The 21,876-nt window shown below is 67.6% G+C and carries 21 protein-coding genes; 7 read left to right on the top strand and 14 right to left on the bottom strand.

Going from position 1 to position 21,876, the window contains the following annotated elements; all coding sequences use genetic code 11:
- Nucleotides 1–18 precede the first annotated feature (18 nt).
- The 7 genes from HMH01_RS02860 to bchF form a co-directional block, all read right to left on the bottom strand.
- Nucleotides 19–1,455 (bottom strand): PucC family protein, encoded by a 1,437-nt coding sequence (locus HMH01_RS02860; protein WP_171322277.1) that lies wholly within the window; start codon nucleotides 1,453–1,455, stop codon nucleotides 19–21.
- Complete coding sequence (gene bchM, locus HMH01_RS02855) at nucleotides 1,452–2,147, bottom strand: magnesium protoporphyrin IX methyltransferase (protein ID WP_171322274.1); 696 nt, start codon at nucleotides 2,145–2,147, stop codon at nucleotides 1,452–1,454. Before bchM ends, HMH01_RS02860 begins: the two co-directional genes overlap by 4 nt.
- Nucleotides 2,147–3,043, bottom strand: coding sequence for a ferredoxin:protochlorophyllide reductase (ATP-dependent) iron-sulfur ATP-binding protein (gene bchL, locus HMH01_RS02850; protein WP_171322273.1), 897 nt, complete (start codon nucleotides 3,041–3,043; stop codon nucleotides 2,147–2,149). Before bchL ends, bchM begins: the two co-directional genes overlap by 1 nt.
- A 105-nt stretch (nucleotides 3,044–3,148) precedes the next feature.
- Entirely contained in the window at nucleotides 3,149–6,790 is a 3,642-nt protein-coding gene (locus tag HMH01_RS02845; RefSeq protein ID WP_171322271.1) for a magnesium chelatase subunit H, read from the bottom strand.
- Nucleotides 6,780–8,342 (bottom strand): ferredoxin:protochlorophyllide reductase (ATP-dependent) subunit B, encoded by a 1,563-nt coding sequence (bchB, locus tag HMH01_RS02840; RefSeq protein WP_171322269.1) that lies wholly within the window; start codon nucleotides 8,340–8,342, stop codon nucleotides 6,780–6,782. Before bchB ends, HMH01_RS02845 begins: the two co-directional genes overlap by 11 nt.
- Entirely contained in the window at nucleotides 8,339–9,631 is a 1,293-nt protein-coding gene (locus HMH01_RS02835) for a ferredoxin:protochlorophyllide reductase (ATP-dependent) subunit N (protein WP_171322267.1), read from the bottom strand. Before HMH01_RS02835 ends, bchB begins: the two co-directional genes overlap by 4 nt.
- Entirely contained in the window at nucleotides 9,628–10,098 is a 471-nt protein-coding gene (gene bchF / locus HMH01_RS02830) for a 2-vinyl bacteriochlorophyllide hydratase (RefSeq protein WP_171322265.1), read from the bottom strand. The genes HMH01_RS02835 and bchF overlap by 4 nt, the downstream gene beginning before the upstream one ends.
- 238 nt (nucleotides 10,099–10,336) lie before the next feature.
- Between bchF and HMH01_RS02825 the strand changes: the two genes are divergently transcribed.
- The 6 genes from HMH01_RS02825 to idi all read left to right on the top strand — a co-directional run bounded on the left by HMH01_RS02825 (nucleotide 10,337) and on the right by idi (nucleotide 16,603).
- Complete coding sequence (locus HMH01_RS02825; protein ID WP_171322263.1) at nucleotides 10,337–11,182, top strand: cobalamin B12-binding domain-containing protein; 846 nt, start codon at nucleotides 10,337–10,339, stop codon at nucleotides 11,180–11,182.
- A 99-nt stretch (nucleotides 11,183–11,281) separates the two neighbouring features.
- A complete protein-coding gene (gene ppsR / locus HMH01_RS02820) occupies nucleotides 11,282–12,649 on the top strand; it encodes a transcriptional regulator PpsR (protein ID WP_171322261.1) in 1,368 nt (455 codons plus the stop codon).
- 57 nt (nucleotides 12,650–12,706) lie between these two features.
- Nucleotides 12,707–13,606: a chlorophyll synthase ChlG gene (chlG, locus tag HMH01_RS02815; RefSeq protein ID WP_171322259.1), complete on the top strand. Its 900-nt coding sequence runs from the start codon at nucleotides 12,707–12,709 to the stop codon at nucleotides 13,604–13,606.
- Nucleotides 13,603–14,907, top strand: a complete 1,305-nt coding sequence (locus HMH01_RS02810; RefSeq protein ID WP_171322257.1) for a BCD family MFS transporter — start codon at nucleotides 13,603–13,605, stop codon at nucleotides 14,905–14,907. The genes chlG and HMH01_RS02810 overlap by 4 nt, the downstream gene beginning before the upstream one ends.
- Before the next feature lie 2 nt (nucleotides 14,908–14,909).
- A complete protein-coding gene (locus tag HMH01_RS02805) occupies nucleotides 14,910–16,088 on the top strand; it encodes a geranylgeranyl diphosphate reductase (protein WP_171322255.1) in 1,179 nt (392 codons plus the stop codon).
- A complete protein-coding gene (idi, locus tag HMH01_RS02800) occupies nucleotides 16,085–16,603 on the top strand; it encodes an isopentenyl-diphosphate Delta-isomerase (protein WP_171322253.1) in 519 nt (172 codons plus the stop codon). The genes HMH01_RS02805 and idi overlap by 4 nt, the downstream gene beginning before the upstream one ends.
- 3 nt (nucleotides 16,604–16,606) lie before the next feature.
- Here the strand turns inward: idi and HMH01_RS02795 are convergent, their stop codons facing one another.
- Nucleotides 16,607–16,921 carry a 7(1) septoil knot domain-containing protein gene (locus HMH01_RS02795; RefSeq protein WP_171322251.1) on the bottom strand — a complete coding sequence of 105 codons (315 nt, stop codon included), beginning with the start codon at nucleotides 16,919–16,921 and terminating at the stop codon, nucleotides 16,607–16,609.
- A gap of 71 nt (nucleotides 16,922–16,992) precedes the next feature.
- Entirely contained in the window at nucleotides 16,993–17,940 is a 948-nt protein-coding gene (gene hemC, locus HMH01_RS02790) for a hydroxymethylbilane synthase (protein ID WP_171322249.1), read from the bottom strand.
- 105 nt (nucleotides 17,941–18,045) lie between these two features.
- Here hemC and hemE point away from each other — a divergent pair, with 105 nt between their 5' ends.
- The gene (hemE, locus tag HMH01_RS02785; RefSeq protein WP_171322247.1) at nucleotides 18,046–19,080 is read left to right on the top strand and encodes a uroporphyrinogen decarboxylase; all 1,035 of its coding nucleotides are present in this window, start codon (nucleotides 18,046–18,048) and stop codon (nucleotides 19,078–19,080) included.
- A 180-nt stretch (nucleotides 19,081–19,260) separates the two neighbouring features.
- Here hemE and pufM read toward each other — a convergent pair whose 3' ends face one another.
- The 5 genes from pufM to pufQ form a co-directional block, all read right to left on the bottom strand.
- Complete coding sequence (pufM, locus tag HMH01_RS02780; RefSeq protein ID WP_171322245.1) at nucleotides 19,261–20,223, bottom strand: photosynthetic reaction center subunit M; 963 nt, start codon at nucleotides 20,221–20,223, stop codon at nucleotides 19,261–19,263.
- A gap of 13 nt (nucleotides 20,224–20,236) precedes the next feature.
- Nucleotides 20,237–21,064 (bottom strand): photosynthetic reaction center subunit L, encoded by an 828-nt coding sequence (gene pufL, locus HMH01_RS02775; RefSeq protein WP_171322243.1) that lies wholly within the window; start codon nucleotides 21,062–21,064, stop codon nucleotides 20,237–20,239.
- A 149-nt stretch (nucleotides 21,065–21,213) separates the two neighbouring features.
- Nucleotides 21,214–21,378, bottom strand: a complete 165-nt coding sequence (gene pufA, locus HMH01_RS02770; protein WP_171322241.1) for a light-harvesting antenna LH1, alpha subunit — start codon at nucleotides 21,376–21,378, stop codon at nucleotides 21,214–21,216.
- Between the two features lie 10 nt (nucleotides 21,379–21,388).
- Nucleotides 21,389–21,538, bottom strand: a complete 150-nt coding sequence (gene pufB / locus HMH01_RS02765; RefSeq protein ID WP_171322239.1) for a light-harvesting antenna LH1, beta subunit — start codon at nucleotides 21,536–21,538, stop codon at nucleotides 21,389–21,391.
- 124 nt (nucleotides 21,539–21,662) lie between these two features.
- Nucleotides 21,663–21,875: a cytochrome PufQ gene (gene pufQ, locus HMH01_RS02760; protein WP_171322237.1), complete on the bottom strand. Its 213-nt coding sequence runs from the start codon at nucleotides 21,873–21,875 to the stop codon at nucleotides 21,663–21,665.
- Nucleotide 21,876 lies beyond the last annotated feature (1 nt).

The raw sequence follows: 21,876 nt of genomic DNA, 5'->3' as shown, positions 1-21,876 counted from the left end.
TTGGGTCCTCCTTTGCGGTCAGGACGGGAATTCCGCGAGCCCGAGCTTGGCTCCGCGCGGATCTGGGGTGGGCACGCGTCCGGTGCGGACGAGCGGCCCTATGGCGACGAGGGTCAGGAACAGAAGCCCGATCTCGAGGTGGTAGACAAAGGTGTAGCCGGTGTGCGGCGCGCTGAACGCGGGGCCCAGGCTGCCGGTCTGGGCAAGCGTCGCGAAGCCGTCGCGCAGCGTGCCGCCAAGCGCGATGCCGACGCCCGCGGCGGTTGCCTGCGCGGCGCCCCAGGCGCCCAGCGCAAGGCCGGCGCCGGCGGTGCCGAATTTCGGCATGGCCATGGCGTAGATCAGTGTCGCGACCCCGAACAGCCCGGCGCCGAAGCCGATGCCGAAGGCGCCGGTGAAGTAAAGCGCCGGGGCGGCCATGGGCGCGGAGAACACCACCGCCGAGAAGGCGACCACGCCGGCCATGCAGCCGGCGGCGGCCAGCCGGGCCGGGTCGCGCCCGGTGGACAGCCAGCGCCCCGCAAGGGCAAAGCCCGCCAGCGCGCCCAGTGCCCATAGCGCGGTCAGCACCGTTGTCGCGGCGACGCTGAGGCCCAGCACCTCGCCGCCATAGGGCTCGAGCAGCACGTCCTGCATGGAAAAGGCACAGGTGCCGAGTGCGACCACCAGGAGAAGCCGTCCGGCCTGCCCGCCCGCCATCAGGTCGGCCCAGGCGGCACGGAAGGGCGGGCGCGGCCGCTCGCGCTCGGCCCGGCTCATGGGGGACATCTTTTCCTGCTTCCACAGGGCCACCAGGTTCAGCGCAAGCGTGACCACGGCCGCGCCCTGCACCACCTGGATCAGCCGCAGCTTCGAGAAGTCCGCCAGCAGCAGGCCGAACAGCAGGGCGGAAACCGCCATGCCGGCAAGGAACATGACGTAGAGCAGCGCCACCACCCGCGGCCGCGTCTCGTCGGTGGCCTGGTCGGAGGCGAGCGCCAGCCCCGCGGTCTGGGTCATGTGCAGACCGAGGCCGGTCATCAGGAAGGCCACGGCGGCGATCACCTCTCCGGCCCAGGCGGGGCCGTGGGTCTGGTCACCCGACAGCAGGATCAGCGCAAACGGCATGATCGCAAGGCCGCCGAACTGGTAGAGCGAGCCGAACCAGAGATAGGGCACCCGCCTCCAGCCGATGGCCGAGCGGTGGGTGTCGGATCGAAAGCCGAGCAGCGCGCGGAAGGGCGCCGACAGGACGGGCAGCGCGATCATCAGCGCAACCAGCATCGCGGGGACCGAAAGTTCGACGATCATCACGCGGTTGAGCGTGCCCAGAAGCAGCACGGTCGCCATCCCGACCGACACCTGGAAAAGCGAAAGCCGCAGAAGCCGGCGCAGCGGCAGGCCATCGCTGGCCGCATCCGCGAAGGGCAGCATTTCCAGGGTGAAACGGGTGAGGGGATGGCGTTCCTTGCTCATGCCGGTCGAAGCTCCATCGCCTGGGAGATATAGAAGCCCGAGGAGACCCGGACGCCCGGTGCGAGCATCCAGTCGGACAGCGGGGCCCGGGCGGCCACGGCCTTTGCAAGCGCCGGGGTGCCGACGGGCTGGATCGCGGGCGAGCGGTCCGAACGGGGAAACAGCTTGCCCGCCAGGTGCATCGCGCTGAGCGCGGGGGTGCGGGGGGCGACGGTGAAGGCGAAGCCGTGATCCACCCGCGGGGCCAGCCGCGCCAGCGCCGCGGCGATGTCGTCCACGGCGTAGTGGATCAGGCTGTCCATGGCGACGACGTAGTGGAACCGCCCCAGGCCCGGGTCGAGCATGTCGCCGGCGCGATAGGTGATGCGCCCGCGCAGCCCCTCGGGCGTGCGGCTGTCGGCAAGTTCCAGCAGCCGCGGCGATATGTCGGCGCCGACCACCTCGGCACCGCGGGCGGCCAGTTCGACGGAAAGCTGCCCCGCGCCGCAGCCGGCATCAAGGACGCGCGCGCCGTGCAGGTCGGCGGGCAGCTGCGCCAGAAGCGCCGCGCGCATCCGGTCGCGGCCCGCGCGCACCGTCTGGCGGATGCGGCTCACGGGCGCGTCGGACATCAGCCGTTTCCACGCCTCGTTGGCGGTGCCGTCGAAATAGGCCTCCAGCCGGCCGCGGGTGGCGTCGTAGGTCTCGGGCATCAGTCGAACCCCAGCAATTCGAAGATGTGACGGTCTTCCAACGGCGCCGGCGCCGACGGGTCGATCCCGGCCCAGAGGATTTCGGCAAGCCGGATGTATTCCTTCTGCACGGCGACGGTTTCCTCGTCGTCGCCCATCTCGAACAGGGTGCATTTCTTCAGCCGCGAGCGGCGGATCGAGTCGAGATCGGGCAGATGGGCCAGCCGGCGGAAGCCCACCGTGTCGCAGTAGCGGTCCACCTCGTCGGTGTCCTTCGAACGGTTGGCGACGCAGCCGGCAAGGCGCACGTTGTAGTTCTTCGACTTGGCCTGCACCGCGGCGATGATGCGGTTCATGGCGTAGATCGAGTCGAAGTCGTTTGCGGTCACGATCAGCGCCCGGTCGGCATGCTGAAGGGGCGCCGCGAAGCCGCCGCACACCACGTCGCCGAGGACGTCGAAGATCACCACGTCGGTGTCTTCCAGCATGTGGTGCTGCTTCAGGAGTTTCACGGTCTGGCCGACGACATAGCCGCCGCAGCCGGTACCCGCCGGGGGGCCGCCGGCTTCCACGCATTTGACGCCGTTGTAGCCCTCGTAGACGAAATCCTCGGGGCGCAGTTCCTCGGCGTGGAAATCGACGTCCTTCAGCACGTCGATCACCGTCGGCATCAGCTTCTTGGTCAGGGTGAAGGTCGAATCGTGCTTGGGATCACAACCGATCTGGAGCACCCGGTGCCCGAGCTTGGAAAAGGCAACGCTGAGGTTCGAGGAGGTGGTGGACTTGCCGATCCCCCCCTTGCCGTAGACCGCGAACACCTTGGCCCCGTCGATCTTGATCGACATGTCCTGGTGCACCTGCACCGAACCATCGCCATCCTCGCCGCGCAGCCGCGGGGCCTTGTCAAGCGGTGCCATCTGTCACTCCTTCGCTGCAGCCTGCGGCCGCGCTGCCCCGGATCGTGTCCGGGGCGTTTCCATTTGCCTGCGGGTGTGCCGCGGCGCGGATGTCGCTGTGATCGTTCATTCGGCGGCCACCTCCGGCAGGTTTATGCCTTCGAGCCGGTCCTCGAGTTCCTCTGCACCGCGGCGCAGCGCGTCCAGCGTGGCGTCGTCGGGCGACCAGTAGGCGCGCTCATGCGCCTCCAGAAGGCGGTTCGCCATGCGGGTCGAGGCGGCCGGGTTCAGTTCGGAAAGGCGCCGGCGCATCGTCTCGTCCAGCACGAAGGTTTCGGTGATGCGCTGGTAGACCCAGGGCTCGACCTGTCCGGTGGTGGCGGACCAGCCCATGGTGTTGGTCACATGCGCCTCGATCTGGCGCACGCCTTCGTGGCCGTGCTTGAGCAGGCTTTCGTAGAATTTCGGGTTCAGCGCGCGGGTCCGGGTTTCCAGCGCGACCTGTTCGGACAGCGTCCGCACCTTGCCGTCGCCCCGGGTCTGGTCGCCGATATAGACCGCGGGCGCCGCCCCGCGGGCACGCTTCACTGCCCGGCCAACCCCGCCCAGCGTATCGAAATAATGATCGACAGTGGTAACCCCCAGCTCGACGCTTTCAAGGTTCTGGTAGGCCAGGTCCACATCCGCCAGCGCCGCCTTGAGCAGCGCGCCCTGCGCCTTGGGCTTGCCGTCGCGGCCATAGGCGAAGCCCTTGCGGGTCTCGTAGGCGTCGGCGAGTTCCTCTTCGCTGGTCCAGGCCCCGCTGTCGATCAGCTGGTTGACGTTGGCCCCATAGGCGCCCTCGGCATTGGAGAAGACGCGAAGCGCCGCGACTTCCAGATCGACGCCCATCTTCTCGGCATATTGCAGGCTGTGGGCACGCACGAAGTTCTGGCTCAGCGGCTCGTCCGCGGTGGCGGCGCGCCAGGCAGCCTCGGCCAGGAGGCGGGTCTGCAGGGGCAGCAGGTCGCGGAAGATCCCCGAAAGTGTCATCACCACATCGATCCGCGGCCGGCCCAGCTCGGCCAGAGGGATAAGGACCGCGCCGCAGAGCCGGCCGTAGCTGTCGAAGCGGGGCACCGCGCCCATCAGCGCCAGCGCCTGGGCGATCGGCCCGCCATCCGACTTGATGTTGTCCGACCCCCACAGGACCATCGCCACGCTGCGCGGTATCCCGCCGGTGGCCGCATGGGCTGCGAGCAGCCGCTCGGCCTGCTTGCGGCCGTCCTGCACGGCAAAGGCGGTCGGCATGCGGAACGGGTCGAAGGCGTGGAGGTTCCGGCCCGTCGGCAGGATCTCGGGCGAGCGCAGAAGATCGCCGCCCGGCACCGGGCGGATGTAGCGGCCCGAAAGGGCGCGCAGCAGCGCGGGGGTTTCGTGGTCGATGGGCAGAAGCGTCGCGGCGCGTTCGATCACCGCGGGATCGGCGCCTTCGGTCGCGGCCATGGCGGCCAGCATGCCGGCCAGTTCGCGCGGATCGGGCACGCCCCCCACGACGTGCAGCCCCTGCGGGATCAGCGCCTGTTCGGTGTCGAGGATGCGGGTCCAGAGCTGCCCGATCTCAAGCTCGGCATTGATCCAGTCGCGGTCGGGACCGACCAGGTCGAGCGCCTGCGCCTGGGCGCGGATGATGTCGGCCAGATCGCCGCGCTCGGGCGCGTCGGGGGCCGCACGGCGCCAGTGATCGAGACTGGCCTTGAGTTCCACGAGTCCCTTGTAGAGCCCGGCCTGGCCCAGCGGCGGGGTCAGGTGGCTGACCACGATGGCGCCGGAACGCCGCTTGGCGAGCGAGGCCTCGGAGGGGTTGTTGGCGGCATAGAGATAGACGTTGGGCAGATCGCCGATCAGGCGGTCGGGCCAGCAGGCCGAGCCCAGGCCGACCTGCTTTCCGGGCATGAATTCCAGCGCGCCGTGCATGCCGAAATGCAGCACGACATCGGCGCCGAAATCCTCGCGCAGGTAGCGGTAGAAGGCGGAAAACGCATGGGTCGGGGCGAAGCCGCGCTCGAACAGAAGGCGCATCGGGTCGCCCTCGTAGCCGAAGGCGGGCTGGATGCCGACCATGACCTTGCCGAAGCGCGCGCCAAGGACGAAGACGCCGCTGCCGTCGGACTGGGCGCGGCCCGGGGCGGGGCCCCACTGGGCCTCGATCTCCCGCAGGTGGGGCTCGCGCGCCACCAGGTCGTCTGCGGGGATGCGGTGGAGGACATTCGCCTCCTGTCCGTGGGTGGCGGCATTGCCCTTGAGCACGGTCTCGCGCAGCGCGTCCACGCTGGCGGGCGGCTCAAGGTCGTATCCCTCTGCCGCCATGGCGTGCAGCGTGTTGTAGAGGCTTTCGAATACCGAGAGATAGGCGGCGGTGCCGACCGCGCCCGCATTGGGCGGAAAGCCGTAGAGCACCACGGCCACCTTGCGGGCGGCGGGCCGCGAACGGCGCAGCGCGGCGAGTTTCGCGACGCGCGCCGACAGGGCGCCGATACGTTCATGGCAGGGCGACATGGCGCGCGCCTCGGCACCCGGGCGGCAGCGGCGGTCGCACCCCTCGCAGCCATCCAGGCCAAGCCGGCCGCCGAAGACCTGCGGATTGGTGGCGCCGTCGATTTCCGGCAGCGCGACCAGCATCGTCGTCTCGACCGGGCCGAGTCCGCCGGCACTGGCCTGCCACTGGCCGAGCGTCTGGAACTCGAGGGCGTGGGCCGCGACATAGGGCACGTCGAGCCGCGCGAGCGCCGCTTCGGCGGCGGTGCTGTCGTTATACGCAGGGCCGCCAACCAGGCTGAACCCGGTGAGCGACAGAAGCGCATCCACCTTTGCCCCGGTGGGCGCGGCAAAGTAGTCGTCCATCGCGGGGCGGCCGTCCAGACCGGCTGCAAAGGCGGGAATGACGGCAAGGCCGCGCGCCTCGAGTCCCTCGATGACAGCGTCGTAATGCGCGGTATCGCCGGCCAGCACATAGGAGCGCAGCAGCAGAAGCCCGACGGTGGCGCTGGGCTCGACCGCCGGCTTCGGCAGGCGGGCGGGATCGGTACCGATACGCCCGTCCATGCGCGGGTGATAGACCCCGGTGTCGGGATACTCGACCGGCGCGGCGACCTTCAGCCCGCGCGCGGCATCGGCGGATTTCCCCGTGGCGTAGCGGCTGACAAGATAGCCGACCATCGCGACGATGTTCTCGTCGGAGCCACCCAGCCAGTACTGCATGGTCAGGAAATAACCGCGCAGGTCCTGCGCCTTGCCGGGGATGAAGCGCAGGATGCGCGGCAGACGGCGCAGCATCTTCATCTGCTTGGCGCCCGACTCGCCCGATGGCTTGCGGCTGCCACGCAGCTTCTTCAGCAGCGCCATGGCACCCGAGGCGGGCTGACTCATGTCGAGGCCGCCGAGGCGGGTCAGGCGAACGATGTCCGCGCCCGAGATGCAGCCGATCATGGCGTCGCAATGATCGCGGCGGGCGGTCAGGGCCGGAAGGATCGCCTGGATATGTTCGTCCAGGAAGATCAGCGTCACGAGGATGATGTCGCCGGTCGCTATCGCCTCCAGGGCGGCATCGAGCGCGGCCGGGTTCTCGGCCCATTCGGCGGCGGCGTGCACGCTGAGCGACAGGCCCGGAATGCTGCGCGCAAGCTGTGCCTCTGCCCGCTCGGCCGGGCCCGCGAGATGGCTGTCGAGGGTCACGATGACCACGTTGAGCGGGCGTTGGGCGCGGAAATGGGATCCGTTATCGAGCATAATGCGCCTTGGCCTCGTAAAGCGTATCGAGGGTGATCGCCCGGATGCCGCGCGCCTCGGCATAAGCCTCGGTGTTGCGGCGGGCCTTGCCTCGTACGAAGAAGGGGATCTTGCGCAGCTCTCGTTCGGCCTCGAGCGCCCAGATGGTGGCGCCGGGCTCGACTGCGGGTGACGGGGCCGCGGGCTCGTCGGGGATCGACCCCTCCTCGCCCGCCGGCGCCGGGGGCGCCGCGACCGCATGGCCACCGAGATGCGAGGGGCCGGCTGCGTCGTGGAACTCGAAATCGTCGCGGAACATGTGGAGAAGATGCTCCTCCAGCCCCATGACCAGCGGGTGCACCCAGGTGTCGAAGAGGACATTCGCGCCCTCATGACCCATCTGGGGCCCGTAGCGGGCAGGGAAGTCCTGCACATGGACGGGGGCCGAGATCACCGCGCAGGGGATGCCGAGCCGCTTGCCGATGTGACGCTCCATCTGGGTGCCCAGGATCAGCTCCGGCTGTGCCTCGGCGATGGCGGCCTCTACTTCCAGGTAGTCGTCAGAGATCAGCGGCTCGAGCCCGTAATCCTTTGCAGCGGCGCGGACATCGCGGGCGAACTCGCGGTTGTAGCAGCCAAGGCCGACCACCTCGAAGCCCATCTCGTCGCGGGCGACGCGGGCGGCGGCCAGCGCATGGGTCGCGTCGCCGAAGACAAAGACGCGCTTGCCGGTCAGGTAGGTCGAATCGACCGAGGCCGACCACCAGGGCAGCCGCAGGCCGCTTTCATCGGCTTGCGTCCCTTCGGGCAGCCCGGCGAGGCGGACCACCTCGGCCACGAAATCGCGGGTGGCCCCGACGCCGATGGGGATGGTGCGGGTGTAGGGCTGGTCGAACTCCCGCTCCAGCCAGCGGCAGGCGGTTTCCCCGGTTTCGGGGTAGAGCATCACGTTGAAATGCGCGGCGCCCAGGCGGGCGATGTCGGACGGGCTGGCGCCGAGCGGGGCAGCCACGTTCACCGCGATGCCAAGGCCGGTCAGCAGCTTCGCCACCTCGGCCACGTCGTCGCGGTGGCGGAAGCCAAGCGCGGTCGCACCGAGGATGTTGCAGCTGACGGACTCGGTCCGGGCGCGTGGCTGGGCCAGCCCGCGGACGATGCTGTAGAAGGTCTCTGCCGCGCCCCAGCTTTCCTTGCGCTGGTAGCTGGGCAGTTCCAGCGGGATCACCGGGATCGGCAGACCCATCCCCTCGGCCAGGCCGCCAGGATCGTCCTGGATCAGCTCGGCCGTGCAGGAGGCCCCGACGATCAGCGCCTCGGGGCGAAAGCGCTCATAGGCATCTAGGCAGGTGGTGCGGAACAGGTCGGCGGTGTCCGAGCCCAGATCGCGCGCCTGGAAGGTGGTATAGGTCACCGGCGGACGGTGGTTGCGCCGCTCGATCATGGTGAACAGAAGGTCGGCATAGGTGTCGCCCTGGGGCGCGTGCAGAACGTAGTGCAGCCCCTTCATGGCGGTGGCGACGCGCATCGCGCCGACATGCGGCGGGCCTTCGTATGTCCAGACCGACAGCTTCATGACAGGGCCCTCGCCGGGTGCATTGCCTCGATCAGGCCGCGGCGGCGCAGGGGCCGGGCGAAAAGCTCGGCCAGGTCGGCGGCCTGCTCGAAGCCGTGGATGGGCGAGAAGACCAGCTCGATCGCCCATTTGGTGGTCAGGCCCTGCGCCTCGAGCGGATTGGCGAGGCCGAGGCCGCAGACGGTCAGATCCGCCCGGGCCTTGCGGGCGCGGTCGAGTTGCAGGTCGACGTCCTGCCCCTCGGACAGGGTGGGGCCTGCGGGCAGCAGGTCGAGATCCGGGCCGACGACGCCGCGATGAAGGAAGGGGGTGCCCACCTCGAGCGGGACCATGCCGCATTCGCGGGCCAGGAAGCGGGCGAGCGGAATTTCCAGCTGGCTGTCGGGGAAGAAGAAGATCGAGCGCCCGCGAAGGTCGGCGGCCACCCGGGCCAGCGCCGCGCGGGCGCGGGCCTGCGGCGCGGCGATGGCGGCCTCGATCGTGGCGGGGTCGGCGCCCATCGCCCGGGCCCCGGCCTCGAGCCAGAGCGCGGTGCCCTCGGCGCCGAAGGGGAAGGGCGCCGGCAGATGTGTCGCGCCGCGCCGGGCCAGCGCCTCGGCCGTGTCGCCCAAGAAGGGCTGCGCCAGAAGAAAGCGGGTGTTCGGCCCCACCGCCGGCATGTCGGCGGCGCGGCGGGCGGGGAAACTGCGGACATTGCGCAGGCCCATCTGGGCAAACAGGCGGTTGAACTGATCCTCGACCACGTCCGGCAGCGCGCCGACGATCAGAAGCTGCTCTTCGTCCGTTGCGGGCATGGTGGGCGCAAGCGCGGCGAGGCAGGCATCCTCGCCCTGGGTGAAGGTCGTCTCGATCCCGGAGCCGGAGAAGTTGACGACCTGGACGGCCGGCGCGTGTTTCGCGCTGAGCCGTTCGGCGGCACGGGAAAGATCCAGCTTGATCACCTCGGACGGGCAGGAGCCGACGAGGAAGAGCTGGCGAATGTCGGGCCGACGGGCCAGGAGGCGCGCCACCTCGCGGTCGAGTTCCTCGTTCGCGTCGGCAAGACCGGCGAGGTCCTTTTCCTCCATGATGGCGGTGCCGAAGCGGGGCTCTGCAAAGATCATGACGCCGGCGGCGGATTGCAGCAGATGCGCGCAGGTGCGGCTGCCAACCACCAGAAAGAAGGCGTCCTGCATCTTGCGGTGGAGCCAGACGATCCCGGTCAGGCCGCAGAATACCTCGCGCTGGCCCCGCTCCTTCAGGACGGGGGCGTCGCCGCAGCCGATGCTTTGTGCGGTCGCGAGCGTCATGCCGCCACCCCCTGCCGGCCGGGGTCGGCCGCCTGTTCAAGCCGGGCGGCCCGCAGTTTCAGCAGGAACTGTGTCGCGTTCAGGACGTAGACGGCATAGGCGGCCAGCGCGAGCGCCATCTGCGCGGCCGGGACGGCACCGGAGAGAAGCGCCCAGAGATAGGCGGTGTGAAGCGCGATCACCGCCATGGAAACCACATCCTCCCAGAAGAAGGCGGGCGCGAAGAGATACCGGCCGAAGACGACCTTTTCCCAGATCGCGCCGGTGACCATGATCGTGTAGAGCAGCGCGGTCTTGAGCAGGATCGAGGCGGTGGCCAGCTCGTAGCCCGCACCGGTCGCGAGATAGCGCAGCACGAGGCCGAGGCTGGCGAGAAAGACAAGGAACTGGACCGGCGCGAGAATCCCCTGGACAAGGGTCCAGGGCGTGGCATCCCGTCGCTGGCGCTGTTCCGCAGTGTAAAGCATTGTTGACGCATCCTTTTAAGCCACAGCCCCCGCGCCAAGTGACGCTTTATTCGGGACCGTGCCTGGATCAGGGTAAGCCAGGCAGGTACATTGTCAACTTAAACTTACATATGTGCAGATTGACAGTCCGGCCGATTCCAAGGGTTTCCCCGGAAAACCGGGCCGCGCCGGCCTGTCCAGACGGTCGACCGATCAGGCATGTCATATCTGCTTGACATGATGCGGCGCACATGATCTTTTGCAGACGCCGATGGACCGTGCGCCAAACATGATGCGCTGCCCGTCCGCCCGAACCAAGGGGTCCGGCGAAATGTCGTTGCTAGAAATCATAGCGAAACGATCGAGAACTGACGCTGCCACCTTTTCTCTTCCTGAGCTTCTGGCCGGCCAGGCGCTGGCGCGGGTCTCGGACACGTCGTCGCCGCAAGTCTCATCGCTCATATCGCAGCATTTCGCGGCAGAAACCTTGCGCGACACGTCCGATGGCGCGCGGCGCTATGCGGAACTTCTGATGGATCACGGTGTGACCGAGCAGCGTTTGCTGAATGGATATATCGCCGGGGCGGCGGAAGTGCTGGGCCGCGCCTGGGAGGAAGACACGCTCAGCTTTGCGCAGGTCACCCATGCCATGGGCAACCTGACCCGGATCGCGCGCGAGATGATGTCACCGCCGCCTGCGCGAGTCGCGAGCGGCCCGGCTCTTCCGAGAATCCTGATGGCCCGCGCCCCGGGCGAGGATCATACGCTCGGTCTGATGCTGACCGCACAGGAGATGCGCCGCGCCGGATGGCTGGTGCGACTCGATCTGAGCGGGGACGAGGCATCACTGGCCGCGGCGCTTCATGCGCAGAGATTCGATCTTGTCGGCTTCAGCGCCTGCACCTGGGCGCGCATTCCGGCGCTGATCCATGCCATAAAGCTGTGCCGCCGGATGCAGGACCATGCCAGCGTGGTCGTGGGCGGCTGGCTGGGCCATGACGACCCGGAACAGATGGCGCAGCGCCTTGGTGCCGACATCGTGCTGGGGCGGCAAAGCGCCCCGCTGCCGATATTGCTAGAGCGCTTTGCACTTGTGCCTGTCTAGATATATGGACAAGGTTCATCAGGGTTTACACATCCGCTGCGCGCCAGAATGGAACATGTTGTGAACAAGTCGGGATTCCACCAACCTTCGTCCGAAGGGATGCTGGCCGTTGACGCGGAGGCGATCCTCGCGATGGTCGCGGCCTCCAGCGACTTCGTGGTAGTCCTCAGCGCGGACCTGCATATCACGCATGTCCATCTTGGCGCCGAAGCGTTCGCCGCGGGCGAAATGAGGGACCTGCGGGGCACCTTGTTCGAGGCGTCTCTCACCCCTGAAAGCATTCCGAAGTTCCACGCCCTGATCGACGCGGCGACGACCGACAAGCCGGTGCGCTGGCGGCAGGTGAACCACAGCTTCCTGGCCGACAGCAATCTTGCGGTCAGCTATGCCGCCCAACGCGCCAATGATGGCGGCTACCTGCTTCTGGGACGGGACAAGCGCGATCTGGCACTGCTGCAACAGCAGCTGGTCCAGGCGCAGCTGACCATCGAGCAGGATTACGAGCGGATCCGCCAGGTGGAAAGCCGCTACCGTGTCCTGTTCGAGACCGGGACCGACGCGCTTGTGATCCTGTCGGCCGACAGCGGCCGGATCGTGGATGCCAACAGCGCCGCCGGAAGGCTTCTGGACCGCGAGCCGCCGGACCTGGTGAACCGGAGCCTGAGCAACAAGATCACCGCCGCCTCGCAACCCGCGCTGGAGCAGTTGCTGGATGCGGTGCGCAGCAAGGGCGGGCAGAAATCCACCTCGGTCACGCTGAAGGCGGATGGCCGGCAGATCTGGCTGGACGGGCTTCTGTTCCGGTCGGTATCGGACACGCTGATCCTGTGCCGCCTGCGTGCAAGCGAATCCGCCTCGGACACGCCCCAGCCCTTTGCGGGCGCCATGGTCGATTTCTACCAGCGCTCGGGCGATGCCATCGTCTTCACCGACAAGGAAGGCGCGATCCTGCGCAGCAACGCCGCCTTTCAGTCGCTGGCCAATGTCGCGGTGCCCGAACGTCTGCGGGGCGTGAGCCTCGGGAATTTCCTGGGGCGGCCCAGCGTCGACCTGGACGTGATGACCGCCAATGCGGAACGCACGGGGCGGCTTTCGGTCTATGGCACGACGATCCGCACCGAATTCGGCGCGCAGGTGCCGGTCGAGATCTCGACCACCTATCTGCCCGACCAGCAGCCCCCCGGATTCGCCTTTCTGATCCGCGACGTGACGCGGCTCGAGGCCTCGCGCCACGCGGGATCCGCCGTCTCGACAGAAGCGGTGGAGCATGTGATCGAACTGGTCGGCTCGACCCCGCTCAAGGAACTCGTCCGCTCCACCACCGACGTGGTCGAGAAACTGTGCATCGAGACGGCGATCCGGCTGACCAACAACAACCGCGCCGCCGCCGCCGAGATGCTCGGCCTGTCGCGACAGAGCCTTTACGTCAAGCTGCGCCGCTTCGGGCTGATCGATCAGGAAGATTAGGGCCGGGCGCGCAACGCCGCACTTCCCAAGACGGCAAGTGTCGTGTTTAATTGACACATGAGTGTCAGTTCAGAAATACGACTCGGCGCAAGACCGCATCCGCGGGTGGTTCTCGAACTGCTCAAGCCGGTGACGTGGTTCCCGCCGATGTGGGCCTACATGTGCGGGGTCGTCGCCTCGGGGCAGCCGCTTGCGGACCGCTGGGGGATTGTCGCCCTGGGCGTGGTGCTGGCGGGTCCCGTTGTCTGCGGCATGAGCCAGGCCGCCAACGACTGGTGCGACCGCCATGTGGACGCCATCAACGAGCCCGACCGCCCGATCCCCTCGGGCCGCATGCCCGGCCGCTGGGGCCTGTGGATCGCGCTTTCCATGAGCCTGCTCGCCCTGTTCATCGCCATACCGCTGGGCCCCTGGGGTTTCGGCGCGACACTGGTCGCCGTTGCCTGCGCCTGGGCCTATTCCGCCGAACCGGTGCGGCTGAAGCGGTCGGGCTGGTGGGGGCCAGGCGTCGTCGGGCTCTGCTACGAAGGGCTGCCCTGGTTCACCGGCGCCGCCGTCATGGCCGCAGGCGCCCCCCGCTGGGAGGTGGTGGCGATAGCGGCGCTTTACGCGCTTGGGGCGCATGGGATCATGACGCTCAACGATTTCAAGGCGCTGGAGGGTGACGCCCGCACCGGCCTGCGATCGCTGCCCGTCACGCTGGGCCCCGAACGCGCCGCGCGTGTCGCCTGCTGGGTGATGGCGGTGCCACAGGTCATGGTGATCGGCCTGCTGTTCGCCTGGGACCGCCCGATACACGCGGCGATCGTGACCGCGCTGCTGCTGGCGCAGGGCGCGGCGATGGCGCGTCTGCTGCGCGATCCGAAGGGGCTGGCGCCCTGGTACAACGCAACCGGCGTGATGCTCTATGTCCTGGGCATGCTGGTCGCGGCCTTTGCGCTGGGGGGCATGGCATGAACTACCTGAGCTGGTTCCAGATCCTGCGTCTCGGCCTTGTGCAGATGGCGCTTGGGGCGGTCCTGGTGCTGACGACCACCACGCTCAACCGGGTGATGGTGGTCGAGCTTGCCTTTCCCGCGACGCTGGCGGGACTCCTGTTCGCGATCTACTACGCCACGCAGTTCCTGCGCCCGCATTTCGGCCATGGCGCCGACCTGGGGCGCCGCCGTACGCCGTGGATCGTGGGCGGCGTCGTGGTTCTGGCGATGGGCGGGATGGGGGCCACGCTGTCGGTCTGGCTGATGGCGTCGCATGCGGCACTGGGCATCGCCGCGGCCGTGCCTGCCTTCCTGGCGATCGGCGTGGGCATCGGCGCCGCCGGCACGAACCTGCTGGCGCTTCTGGCCGCGCGGGTAGCCCCCGAGCGCAAGGCCGCCGCCGGGTCCGCGGTGTGGATCATGATGATCGCGGGACTGGCCCTGACCGGGGCGACTGTGGGGCTGAAGCTCGACCCGTACAGCCCGGAGCGGTTGCTTGCCATCACCGGCATCGTCTGCGCGGTCGCCGTCACCCTCGCGCTTCTGGGCATCGTCGGGATCGAGCGCGGTGCCCCGCCAGCAGCCCAACAGGCGCGTGGCGGCAGCTTTTCCGAGGCGCTGGCCGAAATCTGGGCCGACAGCCGCGCCCGCCGCTTCGCGATCTTCGTCTTCGCGGCCATGTTCGCCTACAATGCGCAGGATCTGATCCTGGAACCCTTTGCCGGCCATGTCTTCGGGATGACGCCGGGGGAAAGCACGGCCCTGGGTTCCAAGCTGCATCAGGGCGCCCTTCTTGGCATGATCCTGGTCCTTGCCTCCGCCACCTGGGCGCGGCGCATCCTTCCAGTGCCGACGCGGGGCTGGATCGTCGGCGGCTGCATCGCCTCGGGCGTCGCGCTGATCGCGCTGGGCTTCGGCGGACAGGTCGGTTCCGGCTGGCCGTTGGGGGCGAACATCTTCATCCTCGGCCTTGCGAACGGCGCCTTCGCGGTCGCCGCCATCGCTGCGATGATGGGCATCGCCTCGGAGGGAAGCCGCCCGCAGGAGGGGCTGCGCATGGGCGTCTTCGGCGCAGCGCAAGCCATCGCCTTCGGCATCGGCGCGTTTCTCGGCACCGTCGCCGTCGATATCGCCCGGGCGCTGATCGGCAACGACGCCGCCGCCTATGGCACGGTGTTCATCCTCGAGGGCGGGGTATTCCTGATATCCGCCCTGCTAGCCCTCAAGATAACCGTCCGCGACGCGCCAAGCGCAGATGCGGCCCTGATGCCGGGAGAATGAGCATGGATTTCGATGTGATCGTGGTGGGCGGCGGTCCGGCCGGCGCCACCGCGGCCGAGGATCTTGCCCGTTCGGGGCACCGCGTGGCCCTTCTGGACCGGGCCGGGCGGATCAAGCCCTGTGGCGGTGCGGTGCCGCCACGGCTGATCAAGGATTTCGACATTCCCGACGAACAGATCGTGGCGCGTATCAGTACCGCGCGAATGATCTCTCCGACCGGGCAGCAGGTCGATATCCCGATCGAGAACGGCTATGTGGGCATGGTGGATCGCGAGCATTTCGACGAGTTCCTGCGCCAGCGTGCGGCCGATGCGGGCGCGACAAGGCTGACCGGCACCTTCATGCGGATCAGCCGCGACGAACACGGCACAAGGCTATGGTACCGCCCGCGCGGGTCCGAGGCGGCGGAACCGATCGCAACGAAGCTGATCATCGGCGCCGACGGTGCCCGGTCAGACGTGGCCCGCGCCGAGGTGCCGGGCGGCGATACGATCCCCTATGTGATCGCCTATCACGAGATCATCGCGGCCCCCGAGGGCGGGACCGTGGGCTATGATCCGATGCGGTGCGACGTGATCTATGACGGGCGCATCTCGCCCGATTTCTACGGCTGGGTCTTTCCGCATGGGGCACAGGCCAGCGTGGGCATGGGATCCGGCGTCAAGGGCGTCGATCTGAAACAGGCGACCGCAGCCCTGCGCGAGTCGTCGGGCCTGACGGAGTGCGAGACGATCCGTCGCGAGGGCGCACCGATCCCGCTTCAGCCGCTCAAGCGCTGGGACAACGGGCGCGACGTGGTGCTGGCGGGAGATGCTGCCGGTGTCGTCGCCCCCTCCTCGGGCGAGGGGATCTATTACGCCATGATCGGCGGACGCTTCGCCGCGATGGCGGCCAGCGCCTGCCTTGCCTCGGGCCGGGCGGCGGATCTGAAACTCGCGCGACGCTTCTTCATGAAGGAACACAAGATGGTGTTTCGGGTGCTGCGCGTCATGCAGGACACATGGTACAGGTCGGACGATCGGCGCGAGCGTTTCGTGACCTTGTGCCGCGACATCGACGTGCAGCGCCTGACATTCGAGGCCTACATGAACAAGAAACTCGTCCGCGCCCGCCCGATGGCGCATCTGCGGATCATGGCGAAGAATATCGGCCACCTGACGCGGCTGATCCCCGCCTCATGACGGACCTGATCCCCGCCTGGATCGAGGGAAAGCTCGAACCCGTCGACAAGCTGGAGGTGCACCGCCGCGGGCTGCGCCACCCGGCGATATCGGTCTTTGTCATGGATGGCGAGCAGACGCTGATCCAGCGCCGCGCGCTGGGCAAGTACCACACGCCCGGACTCTGGGCGAATGCCTGCTGCACGCATCCCGCCTGGGGCGAGGACATGGCCGCCTGCGCGCTGCGCCGCCTGCGCGAGGAACTGGGGATCGAGGGGCTGACACCCCTGCCCCGCGACACGGTCGAATACCGCGCCGACGTCGGCAACGGCCTGACCGAGCACGAGGTGGTCAGCATCTTCGTGGTCGAGGGCAGGCCCCCGCTCGACCCCGACCCGTCGGAGGTGATGGATACCGCCTGGATCACGCTGGATGCGCTGCGCGAGCGGATCGCAGCCACGCCCGAACTGTTCACGCCCTGGTTGCGCATCTACCTGGACCGCCACGCCGACCAGATCTTCGGCGCGCTGGCCTGAGGGTCAGCCCAGCGCCAGCTCCGGGTGGCGCCGGTTCAGCCTGCCACGCAGGCGATGATGCTTCATCCAGCCGGCAAGCGTCGCGTTCGGAACATAGGCGATGCGCAGATGCGCCATGCCCCGCCCCTCATGGGTGAAATACACGGCGATATGCGCGTTCTGGCGCTGTTCGACAAAGGTCCAGATCGACTCGTCATGCGCCTCGGACACCGCCTTGTCGTTGCGATAGACCAGCAGGTCCGCCAGCGCGCGCGACTGGATGACTTCGACCGTGATGTTGGCATAGTTGGGATTGGGTACGGCGAAGACACGCGTCATGGCGCACTCCTGATCGGGGCAAACAGCCCCGCGTGATCGTTACTACAACCGTAACGATACCACGAATCAGGTCAGGAGGCGAAGAAATCCGCGCTTGCACGGCTGCGCAGGGCCTCGGCCGCGGCGGCGCCCATGGCGGCCGCATCCGCGATCGGGCCGCTGATTTCGTGCGTCAGGCTTTCCGATCCGTCGGGGCGGATGATCTCTCCCCGCAGGCGGATGCCGCCCTTGCCATCGAACTCCGCCAGCCCGCCGATCGGGGTCTGGCACGACCCGTCGAGGCCCCGGAGAAACGCCCGCTCAGCCGCCATGCGATGGCCGGTGTCGGTATCGTGAATGGGCGACAACAGCGCCGCCACCGCCGCGTCATCGGCGCGGCGCTCGATCCCGATTGCGCCCTGGGCGACCGCTGGCAGCATGTCGTCCGTGGCGATCGGGTTGTGAGGCACGTCCCGAAGCATGCCAAGCCGGGTCAGCCCCGCCATGGCAAGGAAGGTCGCGACCGCCACCCCATCGCCAAGCTTGCGCAACCGGGTCTGCACGTTGCCCCGGAATTCGACCACCTGAAGATCCGGACGGCGGTGCTTCAGCTGCGCCCGGCGCCGCAGGCTGGATGTGCCGACGACCGCGCCTTGCGGAAGCGCGTCGATCCCGCCCCAGGCGAGCGAGACGAACGCATCGCGCACATCCTCCCGCGGAAGGTAGCAGTCCAGCACCAGCCCGTCCGGCTGGTCCACCGGCATGTCCTTCATGGAATGGACGGCGATATCGATGCTTCCATCCAGCATCGCATCCTCGATTTCCCGGGTGAACAGCCCCTTGCCGCCGATCTCGCCCAGGGGGCGGTCGAGCACACGATCGCCGGTGGTCTTGATGACCACGATCTCGAACGCGGCCTCGGGCAGGTCATGCGCCGCCATCAGCCGCGCACGGGTCTCGCGTGCCTGCGCCAGCGCCAGCGGCGAGCCGCGGGTTCCGATGCGCAGGGGGTGCTTTTCAGAGGGGTGTAATCCTTGCATGACAATGACCCTAACCCGCTGCTCTGGAAGGCGCAATCGGGATATCCGGTCTTTCCCTCGGGCACAGTGACCTGTAAGGTTCGCGTGACATCGAGAGAGGGTCTGATGCAGCGAAACGAAAAGTCGATCATGCGTGCGCTTGCGGGCGAAACGCTGCCCGTGCCGCCCGTGTGGATGATGCGACAGGCGGGGCGTTACCTGCCCGAATACCGCGCGACGCGGACGCAGGCGGGCAGCTTTCTCGATCTGTGCTACACGCCCGAGCTGGCAGCCGAGGTGACGCTCCAGCCGATCCGGCGCTACGGCTTCGATGCCGCGATCCTGTTCGCCGACATCCTGCTTCTGCCGCAGGCGCTCGGCGCCGACCTGTGGTTCGTCGATGGCGAGGGGCCGCGGCTGTCCACCATCACCTCGGGGGCCGAGCTGGACCGGCTGAAGCCGATCGAGGACATCCACGAGACGCTTGCCCCGGTCTATGAAACGGTGCGCATCCTTTCGCGCGCACTGCCGCAAGAGACGACGCTCATCGGCTTTGCCGGCGCGCCATGGACCGTCGCCACCTACATGATCGCCGGTCGGGGCACCAAGGAACAGGGCCCCGCGCGGCGGATGATGTATGCCGACCCCGAGGGTTTCGACCGGCTGATGGACCTGCTGACAGAGGCGACGGCGGAATACCTGATCGCCCAGATCGAGGCCGGGGCCGAGGCGGTGAAGCTGTTCGACAGCTGGGCCGGCGCCCTGCCCGGCGGGCTTTTCGAGAAATACGCCACGGAACCGGCCCGGCGGATCATCGACCGCATCCATTCGGTGGCGCCCGGCGTGCCAGTGATCGGCTTCCCGCGACAGGCGGGTGAAAAGGTGATCCCCTTCGTCAAGGCGACCGGTGTTGCGGCCTGTGCGATCGACACCAATGTCGATCCCCGGTGGGCGGCCGAGAACCTCCAGCCGCTGACCTGCGTCCAGGGCAACCTCGATCCGATGCTGCTGGTCACCGGGGGCGATGCGCTTGTGCGGTCCGTGCGGGAAACCGTCGAGGCCTTTGCCGATGGGCCGCATATCTTCAACCTTGGCCACGGGATCACGCCCGAGGCGGACCCGGCCAATGTGGACGTGATGCTGAAAGCCCTGCGCGGCTGACAGCCGGACGGGGCGCAGCGCGCCCCGCCATTCCCGTATCCCGACCCTGATTTCGCGTATTGAGAATGCAAAAAGGCCGCATCGTTGCCGATGCGGCCAGGTATCCCGCGCATATTTGGTGACACGGGGGAGGGGTCTTGCTGCGGCGCGCCGGGGTCGCCCCCCGCGCGCCGCGAAAGCTTATCCGCCTGTGCCGGGGATCTCGATCTCGGGGCCATAGACCGGGCCGTAGCCACGTTCCACCGCCCAGTCGTACCAGTTGTCCACGACCGTCCCGGTGAGCAGGATGCCGATACCGCCCGTCAGGGTGGTCAGCACCGCGAACCACCAGGCCCAGCGATGGATGCCTTCCATCGTGGCGTTGAAGCCCATGGTCCAGCGCCAGAACAGGCCCGCACGTTCCGACGCCGTGCCGCGGTCGACGATCTGCTCGATCTCGCGGTCGCCGCCGACCCGCGTCACCGCGAGGATGGTGGCGCCGTGCATCGCGAAGAGCAGGGTCGAGCCGTAGAGGAAGACGATCGAAAGCGCGTGGAACGGGTTGTAGAACAGGTTCCCGTAGGTCAGCGAGAAGTTGTTGGTCCAGTCGAGATGCGGGAAGATCCCGTAAGGAACCGCCTCTGCCCAGCTTCCCATCATCAGCGGCCGGATCAGGCCGAGGACGAGGAACAGCCAGATCGCCGAGGCGAAGGCCCAGCAGACATGGTAGCCCATGCCCAGAGCGCGTGCCCGCGAGTAGCTGCGCACCCACCAGGCCAGGACCGACACGAGAAGGAAGAAGGAGGAGATGAGCCACCATCCGCCTTCGTTCAGCGGGGCCATGCCAAGGCCGTAGTTCTCGGTGGGCGGATCGAGCGAGAGGTAGAACAGCTCCTTGAGGAAGCGCGCCGGGTTGAAGTCCACCTGGATCCAGAAGTTCAGGCCCACGATGAAGAACCAGAGCGCGCCCGCCACCAGGGCGATGACCCCGAAGAAGCCAAGATGCACCGGGCCAAGCTGGGCGTTGCCGAACCAGCCGGCCAGCTTGGAGAAGGCGGGCGTTCCGACGCGGTCGGTATTCCACCCCTTCTCCACGCCCATGCCCAATTCGGGTGGACCCTGTACCTGGACCTGCGTGAAGATGTTTTGATATTCGAGCGCCATTTTCACACCCTCCTTACAGGTCCGCCCAGAAGGGCAGGTTCAGGTACCAGTCCCACCAGTAGATCCACTGATCTTCCCAGAGCGGGCCAGAGATGACGATGCAGATGGCCGACCACAGACCGGCATTCAGCGCGAGCAGAAGGCCCAAGCGGTGGATGCCGAGCGGGCCGATCGAATAGCCGATGAAATCCCGGAAATAGGTGTCCTCATGGTCGGGGGACCGGACTTCCCTTTCGGTGGGGTTCGTGGCCGACAGGATCAGCGAGCCGTGCAGCGCAAGCGCCAGGGTCGTCGTGAAGAACAGCGACACCGCCAGCATGTGCGCCGGATTGTAGTGGAAGTTGCCATAGGCGTATCCCACGTTCGAAACCCAGTCGAGATGGGTCCAGATGCCGTAGGGGAAGGCATAACCCCAGCCGCCCATCAGGATCGGCCGGATGACGTTCAGCGTCACGAAGGCAAGGATGGCGACGCCGAAGGCGAAGGGCACATGATAGCCCATGCCGAGCTTGTTGCAGATCTCGACTTCCCTGAGTGCCCAGCACACGAAGGCGCCGATCGCGCAGATGGTGATGATCTGCCAGAGGCCGCCCTCCATCAGAGGCATGAAGGCAAGGCCGTCCTCGACCTTGGGCGGGTAGATCGAGATGAGCCAGGGGTTCCAGGTGGGCCCGAGGGCCGCGCCGTAGAAGATCAGGATCGTGCCGAGGGCGGCAAAGAAGAACCCCGTTACGCCGAAGAAGCCGACATAGAAGGGGCCGACCCAGAAGTCGAACAGGTTACCGCCGACGAGCGTCCCCCCGCGGACGCGATATTTTCTTTCGAAGCTGAGCAAAGCCATACTTCTGTCTCCGCTTGGGCGGCCGGTGCCTAGGGGGCCCATGCCGTCATTGGTTCATGTCTGCCGCGGCCGGGAGGTTCCCCGCCCGCGGCAATTTCTGAGCCCACTTCAACTGGAAGAGAGCCGCCAGAGGCTTCAGTCGGGGCGGATCATTCCGCCGCGTACTTGGCGTCGGCGACTTCGAACCAGTTGTAGCGATCCGTGCTCAGCAGGACGAGGTGAATCATCGCTGCCAGCAGGAAGAGGAAGACCCCTTGCGCCACGAAAACGCGGCGGGGATCGAACACCAGCCAGATCTTGTAGAACTTGCTCATGTCCATCTCCTTAGAACCAGGGCCGCCAGATGAAGACCGCAAGGTGAGCAACAATCGCGACGACGCTGAAAAGCGTCAGACCGCTCATGTAGACACTGTGCAGTTCCTGCGCCTGGTCATCGGTCAGGCCCGTAAACGACAGGCCAGTATTGTCAGCCATAAACTATCCTCCTGGATGGTCAGACCGAGCCGCGGAACCCTCGCGGCCAGGGTGCCCTGCCCCATGCGGGACTGGGCTATCCGGCAGGTGTCTCCACCCTTCGGATGACGGTTCCCGGCCCCTGTTACAGGGCCGAGAAGATCTTCGGCGTCACCTCGCCGGCACGAGACCAGGCATCGGTAACGAAGAAGCGACGGGGCTGACCGCGCCGGGGCAGCACCATGCGGGCTGCGGCGGGGATCAGCGAAATGGCGAAGACCAGCGCGAAGTAGAGCGCGTACTCGAAGCCCTGCGATCGCGGTCTCGCATGGGCGAGATGTTGGGATCTGGCATGCATT

The organism is Halovulum dunhuangense, from assembly GCF_013093415.1.
GTDB classification, from domain to species: Bacteria; Pseudomonadota; Alphaproteobacteria; order Rhodobacterales; family Rhodobacteraceae; genus Halovulum; species Halovulum dunhuangense.
This window is presented reverse-complemented; position numbering and strand designations above follow the sequence as displayed.

Coding starts and splice junctions, on each gene's coding strand:
- bchL (WP_171322273.1), bottom strand. CDS start 3,043: ATGGCACCGCTTGACAAGGCCCCGCGGCTGCGCGGCGAGGATGGCGAT.
- chlG (WP_171322259.1), top strand. CDS start 12,707: ATGAGTGTCAGTTCAGAAATACGACTCGGCGCAAGACCGCATCCGCGG.
- pufA (WP_171322241.1), bottom strand. CDS start 21,378: ATGAGCAAGTTCTACAAGATCTGGCTGGTGTTCGATCCCCGCCGCGTT.
- pufB (WP_171322239.1), bottom strand. CDS start 21,538: ATGGCTGACAATACTGGCCTGTCGTTTACGGGCCTGACCGATGACCAG.
- HMH01_RS02810 (WP_171322257.1), top strand. CDS start 13,603: ATGAACTACCTGAGCTGGTTCCAGATCCTGCGTCTCGGCCTTGTGCAG.
- bchB (WP_171322269.1), bottom strand. CDS start 8,342: ATGAAGCTGTCGGTCTGGACATACGAAGGCCCGCCGCATGTCGGCGCG.
- HMH01_RS02845 (WP_171322271.1), bottom strand. CDS start 6,790: ATGCTCGATAACGGATCCCATTTCCGCGCCCAACGCCCGCTCAACGTG.
- idi (WP_171322253.1), top strand. CDS start 16,085: ATGACGGACCTGATCCCCGCCTGGATCGAGGGAAAGCTCGAACCCGTC.
- hemE (WP_171322247.1), top strand. CDS start 18,046: ATGCAGCGAAACGAAAAGTCGATCATGCGTGCGCTTGCGGGCGAAACG.
- pufQ (WP_171322237.1), bottom strand. CDS start 21,875: ATGCATGCCAGATCCCAACATCTCGCCCATGCGAGACCGCGATCGCAG.
- ppsR (WP_171322261.1), top strand. CDS start 11,282: ATGCTGGCCGTTGACGCGGAGGCGATCCTCGCGATGGTCGCGGCCTCC.
- HMH01_RS02805 (WP_171322255.1), top strand. CDS start 14,910: ATGGATTTCGATGTGATCGTGGTGGGCGGCGGTCCGGCCGGCGCCACC.
- bchF (WP_171322265.1), bottom strand. CDS start 10,098: ATGCTTTACACTGCGGAACAGCGCCAGCGACGGGATGCCACGCCCTGG.
- HMH01_RS02795 (WP_171322251.1), bottom strand. CDS start 16,921: ATGACGCGTGTCTTCGCCGTACCCAATCCCAACTATGCCAACATCACG.
- hemC (WP_171322249.1), bottom strand. CDS start 17,940: ATGCAAGGATTACACCCCTCTGAAAAGCACCCCCTGCGCATCGGAACC.
- pufM (WP_171322245.1), bottom strand. CDS start 20,223: ATGGCGCTCGAATATCAAAACATCTTCACGCAGGTCCAGGTACAGGGT.
- pufL (WP_171322243.1), bottom strand. CDS start 21,064: ATGGCTTTGCTCAGCTTCGAAAGAAAATATCGCGTCCGCGGGGGGACG.
- bchM (WP_171322274.1), bottom strand. CDS start 2,147: ATGCCCGAGACCTACGACGCCACCCGCGGCCGGCTGGAGGCCTATTTC.
- HMH01_RS02835 (WP_171322267.1), bottom strand. CDS start 9,631: ATGACGCTCGCGACCGCACAAAGCATCGGCTGCGGCGACGCCCCCGTC.
- HMH01_RS02860 (WP_171322277.1), bottom strand. CDS start 1,455: ATGAGCAAGGAACGCCATCCCCTCACCCGTTTCACCCTGGAAATGCTG.